This window comes from Psychromonas sp. CNPT3, from assembly GCF_000153405.2.
Taxonomy (GTDB): domain Bacteria; phylum Pseudomonadota; class Gammaproteobacteria; order Enterobacterales; family Psychromonadaceae; genus Psychromonas.
This window is the reverse complement of record NC_020802.1, coordinates 637,345-653,241: the sequence shown is the minus strand read 5'-3', so window position 1 is coordinate 653,241 and position 15,897 is coordinate 637,345. Positions and strand designations below refer to the sequence as shown.

Annotated in this window: 12 protein-coding genes and 1 tRNA gene; 5 read left to right on the top strand and 8 right to left on the bottom strand. The window is 36.9% G+C overall.

Translation table 11 applies throughout. The features are described from left to right. Positions 1-449: 449 nt before the first annotated feature. From PCNPT3_RS02895 to PCNPT3_RS02885, 3 genes are all read right to left on the bottom strand, one after another. Complete coding sequence (locus PCNPT3_RS02895; RefSeq protein ID WP_015464370.1) at positions 450-1,589, bottom strand: M28 family metallopeptidase; 1,140 nt, start codon at positions 1,587-1,589, stop codon at positions 450-452. A 580-nt stretch (positions 1,590-2,169) separates the two neighbouring features. Next, complete coding sequence (gene ykgO / locus PCNPT3_RS02890; RefSeq protein WP_015464369.1) at positions 2,170-2,313, bottom strand: type B 50S ribosomal protein L36; 144 nt, start codon at positions 2,311-2,313, stop codon at positions 2,170-2,172. Between the two features lies 1 nt (position 2,314). Further along, on the bottom strand, positions 2,315-2,575 hold the full coding sequence (locus PCNPT3_RS02885; protein WP_015464368.1) for a type B 50S ribosomal protein L31: 261 nt from the start codon (positions 2,573-2,575) through the stop codon (positions 2,315-2,317). A gap of 326 nt (positions 2,576-2,901) precedes the next feature. Here PCNPT3_RS02885 and PCNPT3_RS02880 point away from each other — a divergent pair, with 326 nt between their 5' ends. Next, a complete protein-coding gene (locus PCNPT3_RS02880) occupies positions 2,902-4,068 on the top strand; it encodes an acyltransferase family protein (protein WP_015464367.1) in 1,167 nt (388 codons plus the stop codon). A gap of 483 nt (positions 4,069-4,551) precedes the next feature. Here PCNPT3_RS02880 and PCNPT3_RS13480 read toward each other — a convergent pair whose 3' ends face one another. From PCNPT3_RS13480 to PCNPT3_RS02860, 3 genes are all read right to left on the bottom strand, one after another. Further along, positions 4,552-5,400 carry a hypothetical protein gene (locus PCNPT3_RS13480; RefSeq protein ID WP_015464366.1) on the bottom strand — a complete coding sequence of 283 codons (849 nt, stop codon included), beginning with the start codon at positions 5,398-5,400 and terminating at the stop codon, positions 4,552-4,554. Further along, on the bottom strand, positions 5,393-7,114 hold the full coding sequence (locus PCNPT3_RS02865; protein ID WP_015464365.1) for a hypothetical protein: 1,722 nt from the start codon (positions 7,112-7,114) through the stop codon (positions 5,393-5,395). The genes PCNPT3_RS13480 and PCNPT3_RS02865 overlap by 8 nt, the downstream gene beginning before the upstream one ends. Positions 7,115-7,734: 620 nt before the next feature. Beyond that, positions 7,735-7,819 (bottom strand) — tRNA-Leu (locus PCNPT3_RS02860). A 231-nt stretch (positions 7,820-8,050) separates the two neighbouring features. On the opposite strand from PCNPT3_RS02860, the gene PCNPT3_RS02855 reads away from it, so the two are divergent. Next, complete coding sequence (locus PCNPT3_RS02855) at positions 8,051-8,611, top strand: RDD family protein (RefSeq protein ID WP_015464364.1); 561 nt, start codon at positions 8,051-8,053, stop codon at positions 8,609-8,611. Positions 8,612-8,718: 107 nt separating this feature from the next. On the opposite strand, the gene lptG is transcribed toward PCNPT3_RS02855, so the two are convergent. Both lptG and lptF read right to left on the bottom strand, forming a co-directional pair. Next, positions 8,719-9,783: an LPS export ABC transporter permease LptG gene (lptG, locus tag PCNPT3_RS02850; RefSeq protein ID WP_015464363.1), complete on the bottom strand. Its 1,065-nt coding sequence runs from the start codon at positions 9,781-9,783 to the stop codon at positions 8,719-8,721. Next, positions 9,783-10,880, bottom strand: a complete 1,098-nt coding sequence (lptF, locus tag PCNPT3_RS02845; RefSeq protein ID WP_015464362.1) for an LPS export ABC transporter permease LptF — start codon at positions 10,878-10,880, stop codon at positions 9,783-9,785. The genes lptG and lptF overlap by 1 nt, the downstream gene beginning before the upstream one ends. 177 nt (positions 10,881-11,057) lie before the next feature. Here lptF and pepA point away from each other — a divergent pair, with 177 nt between their 5' ends. From pepA to PCNPT3_RS02830, 3 genes are read left to right on the top strand one after another with little or no spacing between them, the layout of a single operon-like run. After that, positions 11,058-12,560, top strand: a complete 1,503-nt coding sequence (gene pepA, locus PCNPT3_RS02840; protein WP_015464361.1) for a leucyl aminopeptidase — start codon at positions 11,058-11,060, stop codon at positions 12,558-12,560. Next, entirely contained in the window at positions 12,557-13,024 is a 468-nt protein-coding gene (locus PCNPT3_RS02835; RefSeq protein WP_015464360.1) for a DNA polymerase III subunit chi, read from the top strand. The genes pepA and PCNPT3_RS02835 overlap by 4 nt, the downstream gene beginning before the upstream one ends. After that, positions 13,024-15,891, top strand: coding sequence for a valine--tRNA ligase (locus tag PCNPT3_RS02830; RefSeq protein WP_015464359.1), 2,868 nt, complete (start codon positions 13,024-13,026; stop codon positions 15,889-15,891). The genes PCNPT3_RS02835 and PCNPT3_RS02830 overlap by 1 nt, the downstream gene beginning before the upstream one ends. Positions 15,892-15,897 lie beyond the last annotated feature (6 nt).

Sequence of the window (15,897 nt, the reverse complement as noted above, 5' to 3'; positions counted from 1 at the left end):
CCTCATTTCTAGTAATAGCCCTTCATATATTAACTATCTCAGACTTTTTAGTGCCATCACAAGATCACTCTTTTATACACTTCCAGCTACGACATCTACTCTAAATATAGAATTAAATCTATTTGATTATTTCCTTCCTAAACCGTTTTCCCACAGCTTAATACGAAAGCCCATACTCTAAAAAATAGAATGCATTGAATAATAACATTTGAAAAAAGACTCTCTTTAGCTCCACATAATAGATAACAAACAGATGACTAAAAGAGATGAGAGTGATGTGTTGATGAATGATGGTTATGGTTATGGTTATGGTTATGCCAAAATAAAATCGAAGCTTTAAATTGTATTTATATAAAAAAACCTCAATGAATATTGAGGTTTTTTATCTTTGTTTTTTCCCCTTACTATTTACCATTCTTCAATAAATAATGGAGTAAAATGCACCTTTCTTAATTAGCCTTTAAGTATTTTTCATTACTCAAAAACTCAAGAACGATATTTACATTATCACTTACTTGCTTGTCTACACGACCAGGAAATATTTCACTTAATTTATCTAAGCGATCAAATTCAGTATGCCAAATTTTTCCCCATTTAGTTTCTGCATCTCTATCACAAGCGGTTTTAGTCTTGCTATCATAACAATCCCACAATTTTGGATTCGTAGTTTGTGAATATCCATCATATCCGTCATGACCGTTAATATTAAAGTTAGTTGCTTCTACATAAGCAATCGGTATCCCTGCACATGCAAATCCTGCGTGATCAGACCATGATCCGGTTTCGCCTTCTGGATATCCAGCTAGTGTTGGATGAATAATATATTTATTATCATCTCCATTCACATCAATAGAAGCTTGTAACATCGCATCTCTAATGCTGGTGCCTTTATTGTAATCAGACTCGGTAAGTCCTAACTTCTCACAAACTGATTTATACTCTTCATAATCAGAATGTGCAGCGTGAACATAAACAATATCTCCCCCTCCGATCGTGTCATAATTGATCATGGCGATGACATTATCTAAATCACCATCTACCAGGGCTTGTTTTACATAAGCAAGAGAGCCATTCAAGCCATTTTCTTCTGCGCCAGGAATTAATATGCGAACATTATAAGGTAATTCGATTACCTTCAATTTTTCAGCAATGGCAATAGCAGCAGCAAGGCCAGCGCCGTTATCTGTAGCGCCTAAAGAGCCATGATCTACGCCCGTAGAATCATAATGAGCAGAAAGTACAATCGTTTTATCTTGCGCACCTTTTTTTTCAATAATATAATTATTAGACTCATAAGTAGTCTCAACATCTTTCACTTTTTTGGTGTAAGTAAAAGGTTGAACTGTTACATCATAACCAAAACCTGTTAACTTATCGTAGATCCACTCACCCATTTCTATTTCTTTAGCTGTACTGGCTTTTCTAGCTCCAATTCCCTGCGTTTCATCTGCTATTTCAACCAAGTAATCTATCGCTTTAACACCGTAGTTAATGTCTGTATTTTCATCGACTTTCACATTGTCACTATTACAACCAGAAAGCGTAAGAGCTACCATCAGCATCGAATAACAAAATATATTTTTCTTCATAAATGTCCCTATTTAATTGAATTGAATTTAATTGTTTATTATTTCGCCATTAATTATCTCAACATAAACAATAACTAACCGTGATATCTATCCTATTTTGATTTTGATTATAATTACATGATGGATTTATGACATGTATCACAAGCCAGATCACAGTGAATTTAATCGCATTTTCCTGTCCGTGGATAAATACTACATACGGATGTACAGGTTTTTTGATGACATAACTTTGCAAAGGTAAATCCATTCAAAAATACAGGAAATAATTAGATTTAATGAGTCCCTTTAAAATTAATTTTGCACGGATCAGCACAAAAAATAAAAAATATTAAAAGCAGAAAATTATCTAAGGCATATATTTAATTTATTAGCGGGTATTTAAGAAATGTAGATAAGCTTTAAATTATGCGAGGAACAATAAAGCCCTAGCGTAAGCTAAGGCTTTGTTGTTTTATGTATAGCTTAAACGAACTTAAACTGACACACGTTTTGGAGTGGGATTTTTAATTCATGGATACACAATTTAGTCATTATAAACCTTTGAATCGAATAAGATCACACTCTGCCGTTATATTAAAGCTTAAGTACGTTTTTTCGTTCCTCCCTGAACGGCTTTGAACCTAGGGTTCGCCTTACAAATAACATAAACACGACCACGACGTTTAACAATCTGACAATCTGGGTGCCTCTTCTTAGCACTTTTAAGTGAACTTAAAACCTTCATATCACACCTCTTTTTTACTATTTGAGCCACTAAAGCGGCGATTAAATAGTGCGACTCGACCATCACTTTGAAGCATTTTTTGTTTTCCTGTATAAAACGGATGCGATTGACTAGATATATCTAATGCAACATATGGATATATAATTCCCTCTATTTCTATTGTTTTAGCCGTTTTCAATGTAGAGCCTACAATAAAATATTTATCGACAGCTATATCGTGAAAAGCAATTTTTTGATAATTTGGGTGTATACCTTTTTTCATTACAACTCCTAAGTGTTATGTTATAACATAACACTTAGCTTATCACGATGGTAATGATAATCAATACTATTAATTGATGCGTAATGTAATTAATGCGTCTTTACACTCATTATAAATACGAGGATCATGTGAACATTCTTTATTTAGAATTGTATTGGAGCTCATTGGGATTTGATGCACACTGCAATAACACATAAAATATATAGCTAAAAAGTATATATTTTACACTCGCCTATCAAAAAAATACTAGCTGGACTAACATTGAACGGGAGTTAGTGACTTTCACTAAATTCAAAAAATTCATAATGAGATCACAAGGTCATTACATGCCCAAACGCCCCTTTTTTCCGGCTCTAGAATCTTTACGTGGTATTGCAGCATTACTCGTTGTTTTTTACCATATTGATTGGTTATACCCAGCCCATTCACTTGGCTTTATCCGTAATGCAGGGCTAATGGTAGATCTATTCTTTGTTCTGTCAGGGTTTGTTATGGCACTCAGTTATGGTGATAAACTGGGTAATAAAATTAGTATTAGTGCTTTTTTATCAGCCCGTTTTTGGCGACTTTACCCTTTACACCTTGTTTTTTTATTCGTGTTTTTAGCGATTGAGTTAGCTAAATATTTAGCTGAAACATACATGGGTATTACAGCAAATAACCCCGCATTTTCTTACAACAATGCGGAGTCTTTTATACTTAACCTTCTATTACTTCAATCTATGGGATTACAAGAGCACAGTTCTTTTAATGGCCCGAGTTGGAGTATCAGCGTTGAATTTTATACTTATATATTATTTGCAGTTGTCTGTATATTTACCCTTAAAAATTCATTTAGAACCACATTTAGCCTATTATTAGCGACCTTATCACTTGCAACCATTATTAGTCTCGGTCAAACAAGCTTAACCTTTAACGGCGAGTTTAGTTTTTTTCGATGCACCTATGGGTTTTTCATCGGGGTATTCGCACATCGACTCTATCAATTAGCCCAAGTTAAACCGATAGCTTACTTATCAAAGACTAAAGAATTATTTTATACAGTGCTATTACTCTCTATCTTGTCTTATTTACTCTTAATAAAACATGATAATCAACTGGAGTTTTTTATTCCGCCTGTCATCGCATTACTTATCCTATTTTTAGTTATATACCCACAAAGTTTTTTATCAAATTCATTAAATTTCTCTCCTCTTTTATGGCTAGGAAAAGTATCCTATTCTATTTATATCTCTCATATGGCATTTATCTGGCTTACAGTCGCAGTACTAAGAGTGATATTTAAAATTAAAGTGGATCCTCAAACTGATATTATATTAACCTCACCACTGCTTGGCAGCATAGCTACAATCATCCTAGTGTGTTGCGTTTTAATTAGTGCTCACTTTAGTTTTAAATATATTGAAGATCCCTGCCGTATATATGGCATAAAAAGACGCAACCAAAAATCGAACTTACTATCAAAAGATGAAAGAAAAGACGGCTCTGCATGAGTTCTCAATCAGAGCGCTCAGATTTCGGCTTTATTCGTGCAATAAGAGAGTTACTTATTCTTTGCCATCAATAAATCAGCTTAATGACGCAGAGAAATTTCAAAGGACAGAGAGGGATAATAAATGGAAGTAAAAGATCTGAATTTAATCGAACTTACTCAAATAAAAATACCACACGGATGAAGATAGCAATTCAAGACGCAACCCTTATTACAGGTATTCGAGCATGCGCACAACAGGGCAAGCCCAATGAGATAGTTGCTCTCACGTAAAAACTCTCAACGCAGGGAGGGATAATTTTAACAAACAAGACGGATCGCTTTTTAACGCCTTTGGCATTAGCTAAAAATGCGTATAGAAATAACATCTATTACACGTTACGTCTCCCACAAAAAAATAAAAAACAGTTAGGTAGCTAATGGAGGGCATTTTTGTCTTTTAATTTTTAGAATAAAAATAAGATCTACCCCCAACTCTTTTCAGTTAATTAAATATTGATCGCCATGCTCTTTTCAACCATTGCAATAAGGACTTTATGAAGGAATAAACGAGCCAAAGTAAAACCAAAATAACCCCAATTAAAACACTCCACCAAAATGCGTCCATCAGTGCTGAATTTTCCTTTTCGGGCTTTTCAGCTTCAGGTGATTGTGCTATTTCACTTAAGGCTTTAGATATTTTATCTGATACAGGATCTAGTTTAGAAGTAAAATTACTTTGGTTATGGTTTAGCATTACATCAAATTTTCTTGTCTTATAGCCTTTATTACTGACTTCAACGCGATATTTCCCCTGTTTTAACGGCATTCCGAATTTATATTTTGGTATGATATTAACAATTCTTACTCTTGCAGACGCTGGAATAGTGATGATTTCCAAAGGGTATACTTTTAAGCCTTTTTTCCAAAACTTTAATTCAACTTGATTTTTACCTCTATTCGAAACAATTACTTTTCGCTTAATCGCTTGTTTCTTATTGTCTTTGGGCGTGGCTTTTAACCAATAAGTACCCATGGCTAAAATAGCGTTATTATTCAATTTAAAGCCATTTGCATAACGTTCTCTAGAAAGCGTGATCGACTCGATGTCTTTCATATTGATGATTTCTAATACGCCTCTCTTTTTACGAGCGGATATCAATTGATATTCATTTTCTTTTATTTTTTCTGTCATCTGCTTTAAACCAGGGATCTTGGTAAATACCCCCGTAAATTCTTCAAAAATGCCATCTTTAAATTTATTTTTAATCGTCTTTTTAATATCAGCATGTGTCGCATTCGAGAAGGCACACATAAGTAGCAACACACAAAATGATGAAATAAATTTATGCATCTTCTCCCCCAATAATATCCAACAGAATGTTTGATAGTTCAGGTACTGCATCACCCAACAAATCGACAATCATCAATGCGGTATCCATATCACCATGACTTTGTATGTGATCATGAATAACGGCATCAACCGCAGTTTTATTTTGTAAGTAGAGTTCTTTAGCACTACTTTTCATCAGATCTTCCAATGCTTCACCACGCAAAGCCTTCTCAAGCGACTCAGTCAGTTGATTAGACTTCTCAGTATTAGCCTTAATATCTAAGGCTGTTTGTGTTTTTAAGTCGATGACATGATTATCTATATCCTCTTTATTTACTCCCATTAACTGGGCAAAGAAGGCACTAATATTTGATAACGCCACCACCTCAAAAATTTTATTTTCAACGTCGGATTTCGTTGGTAAATGTTGTTTCTCGGGCAGGCTTAACATACACACTTCAGGATCAGGTAGTGTGCCATTATTACCGGATGATATCTCAACGCCATCGATAACTAATCGCCAGTTAAATGACATTCCAAATACTAGCAATAACATGCTACCACTCGGGAATTGAGTACCATCCATTGTGATTTTTTTATGGCTAAGTTCACTCCCCCAGATGCCTGCTCTGCGCTTATCCGATTCTATATCAAGCTGACACATGTAATTAATTTCTAAACAAGCCTTAGATCGGGGAAAATCAATCCCTACCGATGAGGCATGAAAATCAACAATATCTTCTCCAACAAAACGTTTCCGCCCTTGATTAAATACACCAACCAACTGCTTTTCCAATATATTATTCGCGATGTGGGGTTCAGGGTAAGTAAATCGAAGATGTTCCGGGCTGTTAAGCACTATTGAATCAAAATCAGATAGGTTATCCTTTGCTAGTGCCTTTGATTTCAAATAAACAAAATATTTTTCCATAAATAGTTTTGGCTCTAGTGCTCCACTATTTAAGGCGCATATTTCTATATCAGTACTTTCACTTATCGGTTTATAATTTTTATTATGCTCAGCTTTAACCACAATATCGTGGTGCCCGGATCGCACAATCTCATTTAACATATCTAGAAATGCAGAGTTTAAACCTTGTGCAAGGTAGCTTTCACGATATATCTGTAATTTCAAAAGACCGCGTTGATTAATTGACTTAACCGCCTCGTCTATTTTCTTTTCCATACCTTTACAATGTAAATGCCTTAATAGTTTACTATGAGACCATTTAGTAAAATTTTCATATTCTAATTTACTATCAGCCTGCATTGCATATTGCCATTTTCTATCGGTATGACGGTGTCGAGACAGATATGACAATAACAACATAAAGGTTAATAATGTTCCTAAAAACTGCCCAAAGCCTAAATAATAAGGTTCGTATGGATAGCTTTCAACGAGTAAATCAGTCAATTTATCGGACATTGGATAAACAGTTTTATAATCTAAAGAGAGTAAAACGGGAGTGGCTAATGCCTTTATCGGCAGTGATCTATTTTCTTGCCAAGCAAATACAGTTTGTACTTTACCTTCATAGGTAAAAATACGATCTGTATATATCTGATACTTTACAGATCCAAACATGATGGTAATTAACCAAACGACAATACCAATCAACATATAACGAGAGAAACGACTTAACTTAATTCGCCAGATTGAATCAGGTTTTGATTTGGCAAGTTGGCGAAGATACATCCAGCAAACAATGCAACTAAGAATAATAATTTTTATCATGACGAGTCCATTCGTTATGTGATAGATGATATTAAAAAATATAATCTTGATAATTAGACTCACATTAACTTAAAAAACTTTTATTTCAATAAAAATCCTTTATTTCTAATATGTTAAACAAAAAAGTCAAACCTAATTATCCCTAAACACTCCAATCACTCATTAAAAAACAGAACTTGGGCTCTAAAGTACAGGCATTCCCGCTAACTTATTACTTTGTAAATATTGCCTATTACATCTACGAGAAAAACAAAAATATATCAAAGTAGAGGAGAGTATTGGATCGATTAAGGTTGTCTGCACACAGTGCCTACAAGTAAAAGTAATATAGATGGATGGGGCTAATTCTTAGGCGTTATAACTTAAGTTTATTGTTGGCTATTTTTAGAAATACTATTTGCAGGAAGATAAGCTTTTTATTGTGTCGTATACATACTTCGAAATGCTACCCGAGGGGAAATTTTAAGCGCCATGCATTTCGAATACCGATTTTTAATCCTTTACGCACATCTATTTTACAAACGATAAAAAGCAGTACAGATTAAAGTCCGTATTCATTATTTTAAGTTTATTTTAGGCATAAAAAAACCGACTCAATAAGTCGGTTTTTTTATGTTTTATGGTACCGCTGGACGGACTTGAACCGTCACTCCTTTCAGAACCGGATTTTGAATCCGGCGTGTCTACCAATTCCACCACAACGGCATTGATTTAATATAAAACCAATCTTCATAAGACGCGTCGATTATACCGTGCCAGTATCATCTGACAAGCCTTTTTGCACAACAAAAGTGTAAGCGCTTAAAAAGCCAACAAATAAGACGTGTTTGGTGCATAAGATCGCACAACGACGCCTCTTTTTGTGATCCCGAATATAAATAGATGCCAATACAAAATGCCTTTGTTACACTGCGACTTCACTATTAAGGAATTATAATGCCTAAACGAACGCCCAAAAAAGTACTAACTCCAACATTACAAGATGAATACCAGCGCTGTCCTCACGCCAATTTATGGCGACGACTTGGCGCGTTTACTTATGATCTTTTAGCACTAGCTGCCGTCATGATGCTGGCTGCGATCATCGCTATTTTACTCGTATTACTCCTAACTAAAATAGGTGTAGTAGAAATAGAGCCTTATCAAGATATCGCGGGTTACTTAGCGCACAATACTTTTTTTGCTGCTTATTTAGGGTTTGTTATCGTGGCTTTTTATAGCTATTTCTGGGTTTGTGCAGGACAAACTATCGGTATGAAAGCATGGCGTTTACGCGTGCAAAATACTAATGGTCATAATATAACCCTTATGCAATCTATTATTCGCATGGCGACTTCTGCTTTTGGATTAGGTAATTTAATGGCTATTTTCCCAAATCGGAATGCATTTCAAGATCTTTGGGCAGAATGTGAGGTCATTGTACTAAGCAAGCAGCTCAATAATTGGAAAGGTTTTAAAGGTATGGGATTTATGGATAAAGATAATAGCGAAACTTAAATATAAATTAAGGTTGTCGTTATTTTTAAGAGGCAACCTTAATTTAAAATTTAGAGTCTAGAATTTACAACGCAGTAGCTATCTCAAACGCCACTTAATAATTTAACTTAGCTCTGCCGTCTTAAAAGATACATCGCGATACATAAAACCAACATACTCGGTAATAATGCCCCTAATAAAGGAGAGAGACCAAAGACTAAACTTGCCGGGCCAAATAACTCCCCTGACACATGAAAAGCAAAGCCACTGGCTATCCCAAGTATCAAACGCGTCCCCATCGTCACAGTGCGTAAGCCGCCAAAGATAAAAGAGACCGAAAGTAGCATCATCACGACAACCGTAAAGGGTAGAACCGCCTTACGCCATAAGATCAATAAATATCGATTAGCGTCTTGTTGATTATTTTCCAAATACGTTATATAACCATAAATGTCACGCATCGACATTTTACTCGGGTCGCTCAATATGACATCGAGTTTTTTCGGAGTAAGATCTGTCTGCCAAACATCGCTATCTTTATGCTCAACGTTCGTTCGATCACTCTCAAATTTTGTCCATGTACTGTCTTCAAGTAACCAGTATCCACCTCTATAAGACACTTTTTTTGCTAAAACAGCATGATCCAGTTGCATACTTTCATTAAAGAAATAAAATCTAACGTTAAACAATTCAGATTGACTATTCATACGTCCAATACTGATAAATGCATCCGCATCTTTAACCCAAACGCCATATTTATTACTGACACTGCTTTGACCACTGCGTGCTAAGTCGCGCATAGAATAAGCTTCTTTATCGGTCACAGGCGCCACAAACTCAGCTAATAACATAACCGCAAATACCATGGGTACCGCTGTTTTTAGTACGGCACCTGCGATGCGAAATTTTGACATGCCAGCAGCTTGCATCACCACAAGTTCACTACTACTTGCTAAACTTCCAAGCCCAATTAAAGCGCCAATTAACGCGGCCATCGGGAAAAACACCGTCATTTCAACCGGCATTTTTAAAAGCACAAAATATCCAGCAGCAAGTACATCATAAGATCCTTGCCCTACACTGCGCATTTGCTCTACAAATTTAATAATGCTACTTAATCCAAGCAGAACAAATAAAGTTAAAAATGTTGCAGCAAAAACAGTTTTACCTATGTAACGATCTAAAATACCCATTATGAATTCCGCGGCTTTTTAATATATTTAGTTTTCTTTACAAATTTACCGAGGCTTTTTAAATGCAAGAAAACACCTCCCAGTAAAAATACAATTTGTACGCCCCAAATACTCAGTATTGGTAACGTTCCTTCTTCTATTAAACTTTTTGAAGTACTGAGTAATAAAAAGTAAGTCAGATAAAGCGCAAGTGCAGGCATAAGCTTAGCATAGCGCCCTTGTCTCGGATTGACTTTAGCTAATGGCACCGCCATAAATGTCAGTAGTAAAATAGATAACGGAATAGCCATTCGCCACTGTAATTCAGCGCGTGATTTATCATCTGTTTGTGTCAATAAGATGGAAGTTGGTAACGCGCTCACGCCGCGAGAACGGCTACGGATCTCTCGATTTGCAATATGCACCTCATAACTCGAAAAACGACTACTATCAAATTCATGTTCGCCCACATTACCCGTATAACTTTGACCATCCTCTAACGTTAACCATGTACCGTCCTCTTTTTCTTGAACGCTCCCATGTAACGCGGTTATAACAGAGGGCGCTTTGTTTTCATCACTCGGCCAATATGAGGCAAAAATTCTCTCTAGTTTTTGTCCTTCATGATATTTTTCAACATAAACGACGCCACCATTTTCAGATGATTTATGAAAACGCCCTTCTATAAGCGTCGCAACACCCGCATCTGACTCTGCTTTTTCAATAACAGCTATCATTTCGTTTTCAGCGCTAGGCGCTAAATATAAACTGTTAAAAGAAGCAAAGGCAAAAGTGAAAAAAGAAAGTAAAAGAGTTGCCTTTAAAACACTATTAGGGCTATAACCACATGATGTCATTGCCACCATTTCACTTTCACTATGTAACCTGCCATGCGCAAATAATATCGCCAAATAAAAACTGATAGGTAACATTAATGTCCCTAATGTTGGCAAATTAAGGTATAACAAAGTCAGTACCAGATCAGGGGCTATCACACCATTGATCGCTTGCTCTAAAATTGCGATAAATTTTTGGCTAACAAAAATAAGAAGTAAAACAAAAAGAATACCAAACTGGCTTTTAAATGTTTCCAGCATTAAGTAACGACGAAGTATCACTTAGCTCTCCAGTGTAAAATAAGATCTTATGAAAAAGGGTAAAGTAGTGAATTAATAAACTAATTACGGTAACATAACCGTTTTTTATTTTTAAATTGCACTGGACGCTATAATAACTGTATTTTAATTAAAATAGCATCGTTAATCTCAATATAATCGGCTCACTCAAGGATAAATATGGATTTTTTCATAAAAAGTGGCTCTCCTGAAAAGCAACGCAGTGCTTGTATCATCATTGGTATCTTTGCTACTCGCCGTTTGTCGGGCCCTGCAGAGCAAATTGACAGCGTGAGTGACGGTTATTTAAGCGCATTATTACGTCGAGGTAATATTGAAGGAGAAATAGGTCAGATCCTATTTTTACAACAAATCCCAGGCGTACTCAGTGAACGCGTCTTATTAGTGGGTTGTGGTAAAGAGCGCGAGCTTAATGAAAGTAATTACCAAAAAATAATTCAAAAAACCATGCAAACACTTAACGAAAGTGGCACTTTAGAGGCTATTTGTTTTTTATCTGAATTACATATTAATGGCAAAGACAATTATTGGGCAATCCGTCAAGGGATTGAAATCACAAAAGACACTTTGTATTCTTTTGATAAATTTAAAAGTCAAAAAACAAAAAAAAGGCGCGCTTTACATAAGTTGACTTTTATCACCCAGAGTCGCAAACAACTTAGTAAAGCTGAATTAGCCGTAACCCACGGAAAGGCCATATCGTCAGGTATTAAAGCCTGTAAAGATTTAACAAATATGCCGGCAAATATTTGTACCCCCCTTTATCTAGCCGAGCAAGCACAACAATTAGCTGAGCAACACGAAAAAATAAGCGTCAGCATACTTGATCAACATGCCTTAAAAGATCTCAAAATGCACAGTTACTTGGCCGTCGCACAAGGATCTAGTAATCCCGCTTACCTTTCTTTATTACATTACAAGGGCGGTGAAACAGCACAAAAACCTATTATTCTCATTGGTAAAGGCGTCACTTTTGATTCTGGAGGCCTTTCTTTAAAAGGAAGTGCGGCCATGGATGAAATGAAATACGACATGGCAGGTGCAGCTGCGGTTTATGGCACATTAAAAGCGATTGCAGACTTAAACTTACCTTTAAATGTTATTGGTATTCTCGCGGGCGCTGAAAACATGCCAGCAGGTAATGCTTATCGCCCAGGCGATATTCTAACGACGATGTCTGGACAAACGGTTGAAGTTTTAAATACCGATGCAGAAGGACGTTTGGTTTTATGTGATGTGTTAACTTATGTCGAGCGTTTCGATCCCGAGTGTGTTATTGATATTGCAACACTCACAGGTGCCTGCATTGGTGCATTAGGACATAATATTAGCGCCTTATTAACGCCACATAATGGTTTAGCACATGAATTATTAAAGGCCTCACAACAAGCCGGTGATAAAGCATGGCAATTACCGATGGATGATGAATATCAAAGCCAATTAGAGAGCCCCTTTGCCGATATGAACAACTTAGGTGGAAATGCAGCAGGCACGATCACTGCAGCTTGCTTCTTATCTCGTTTCACCGCAAAATATACATGGGCACATTTAGATATTGCAGGTACAGCTTGGCGCCCAGCAGGCCCAAATAAAGGTGCAACAGGTCGCCCTGTCGCACTACTGACACAATTTTTAATTAACCGTAGTGATGATCAGCAATGAGCCAAGTGACTTTTTATATTTTAGCCGAAGATCAAACACATAATATCCCAGCACAAATTGCCCAAGCGTGTCATTTGGCAGCGTTTTATTATCAGCAACAAACAAAGGTATTTATCTACACCGAAAATAAAGAAGATGCTTTTATTGTTGATGAATACTTATGGCAATTTGATGGTGACAGTTTTGTTGCACACAATTTAATGGGTGAAGGACCGCGCTTTGGTAGCCCCGTTGAAATTAGTTGGGAGCCAACAACACAGGTACGCCCAGTATTAATTAATTTAAGTTCTGAGGTCCCAGAATTTTCTAAAAATTTCAAACAGATCATTGACTTTGTTCCCGTTGAGGAAACATTAAAGATGACTGCACGCAGACGCTACAGTGCCTATAAAAAATTAGGTCATACTCTTTCAACGACACACGTAGAAAGCCTAAATTCAATCAATAAAATAGAAGATAAGTGATGGAAAAAACATACAACCCCAGTGCCATTGAACAAAAAAATTACCAACGATGGGAAGAAAAAGGTTACTTCAAACCTCATGGTGACACATCAAAAGAAAGTTTTTGTATTATGATCCCACCCCCTAATGTGACCGGTAGTTTGCACATGGGTCATGCTTTCCAAGATACGATCATGGATACCATTATTCGTTATCAACGTATGCAAGGTAAAAATACACTTTGGCAACCTGGAACAGATCATGCGGGCATTGCTACGCAAATGGTCGTTGAGCGTAAATTATTTGCAGAAACGGGCCAAACACGCAAAGAGCTAGGACGTGAAACCTTTATTGATAAAATTTGGGAATGGAAAGAAGAATCTGGTGGCACTATTTGTAAGCAAATGCGTCGTTTAGGCACATCTGTTGATTGGGATCGTGAACGTTTTACCATGGATGACGGCTTGTCTGAAGCGGTAAAAAAAGTATTTGTCGATTTATATAATGATGATCTTCTGTATCGCGGTAAACGCTTAGTTAACTGGGATCCAAAACTACATACTGCTATTTCAGATCTTGAAGTAGAAAGTAAAGATGTACAAGGCTCTATGTGGTATTTCCGTTACCCATTAGCGGATAATGCGACCACATTAGACGGTAAAAACTATATTGTGGTAGCAACAACGCGCCCAGAAACAATGCTGGGTGATACTGGCGTTGCCGTTAACGCTGAAGATCCGCGTTACCAGCACCTTATTGGTAAAAATATTATTTTACCGTTTACGCAACGTCTGATCCCAATTATTGCCGATGAACATGCTGATATGGAAAAAGGCAGTGGTTGTGTAAAAATAACACCCGCACATGATTTTAACGATTATGAAGTCGGTAAGCGTAACAACCTTCCAATGATCAATATCTTAACTTTCGACGCGAAGATCCGTGAAAGTGCTGAAATATTTAACAGCCAAGGTGAAAAAAGCGATAATTATAGCGCAGAATTACCCGCTCAATTTATCGGTTTAAGCCGTGAAGATGCGCGTAAAAAAGTAGTTTCTGAACTTGAAGCTTTAGGCTTAGTTGAAGAAATAAAAGCACACGCATTAGTGATCCCTTATGGTGATCGTGGCGGCGTACCTATCGAACCTATGCTTACAGACCAATGGTATGTACGTGTTGAACCGCTAGCAAAAACAGCGAGAGAAGCGGTTGCAAATGGTGATATTAAATTTGTACCCCAACAATATGAAAACTTATATAACTCATGGATGAGTGATGTACAAGATTGGTGTATTTCACGTCAACTATGGTGGGGACATCGTATTCCCGCTTGGTATGATGAAAATGGTAAAGTGTATGTTGGCCATGATGAAGAGCAAGTTCGTAAAGAGCATAATTTAGATGCATCCATCAAATTAAGACAAGATGAAGATGTATTAGACACTTGGTTCTCTTCTGGTTTATGGACATTTTCAACCTTAGGTTGGCCTGAAAAAACGCTGGATCTTAAAACATTCCATTCAACGGATGTTCTGGTGACCGGTTTTGATATTATCTTTTTCTGGGTTGCGCGCATGATCATGATGACCATGCACTTTATGAAAGATGAAGATGGCAAACCGCAAGTTCCCTTTAAAACCATTTATATGACCGGACTTATTCGGGATGAAAATGGTGATAAAATGTCAAAATCAAAAGGCAATGTACTTGATCCTTTAGATATGATTGATGGCATTGATTTGGAAAGCTTGGTTAAAAAACGTTGTGGCAACATGATGCAACCGCAATTAGCTAAAAAAATAGAAAAGCAAACACGAAAAGCATTTGCAGACGGTATTGAGCCCCATGGCACCGATGCACTGCGCTTTACTTTAGCTGCAATGGCATCAACCGGTCGTGATATTAACTGGGATATGACCCGCCTTGAAGGCTACCGAAATTTCTGTAATAAACTATGGAATGCCAGCCGTTACGTGATCATGAGTTGTACTGAGCAACCTTGTGGATTTAATGATGATGCTAATAATGAGCAACAACTTAGCATTGCAGATCGTTGGATCTTAGGGCAACTACAAACAACCATTAAAGATTATCGTCATGCACTCGATACCTATCGCTTTGATATTGCGGCTAATATTTTGTATGAATTTATCTGGCATCAATTCTGTGGTTGGTACTTAGAGTTAACTAAACCGGTCTTATTTAAAGGCAATGTTGCAGAGCAACGCGGCACCCGCCATACGTTAATATCTGTACTTGAAACTTTACTGCGTTTAGCACACCCTATCATGCCCTTTATGACCGAAGAAATTTGGCTACGTATTAATAAAGAGCTTACTGGGTACACAGGTGAAAGCATCATGCTTGAAGCCTTCCCTGAAGTGAATAACGACTTAATAGATACACAAGCCGTTGCAGATCTTGAGTGGCTTAAAAAGGTTATTGTTGCGATCCGTAATATTCGTGGAGAGATGGATATTAGTCCGAAGATCCCGCTTAATTTACTGGTTAAAAATGCAAGTGAAGATGATGATCGTCGTTTTTCTGAAAATGCGGCCTTCTTAGCGGCGCTTGCTAAACTTGAGAGCGTGACGATTGTTGCAAGTGGCGAAAGTACACCGGTTTGCGCAACTGCATTGGTCGGCGCTCTCGAGCTGTTGATCCCGATGGCAGGTTTAATCGATACTGAAGCAGAGCTCGCTCGTTTGAGTAAACAACTTGAAAAAGCCAGCAAAGAGCTTGCTAAAATATCAGGAAAACTTAGCAACGAGCGCTTTGTCAGTAATGCCCCTGAAGCGGTTATTAACAAAGAACGTGGTAAAGAAGCTGAGTTACAAACCACTTGTTCTAAATTAGAAGAGCAAATCAAAACGATTAAAGCCCTTTAAATAAAA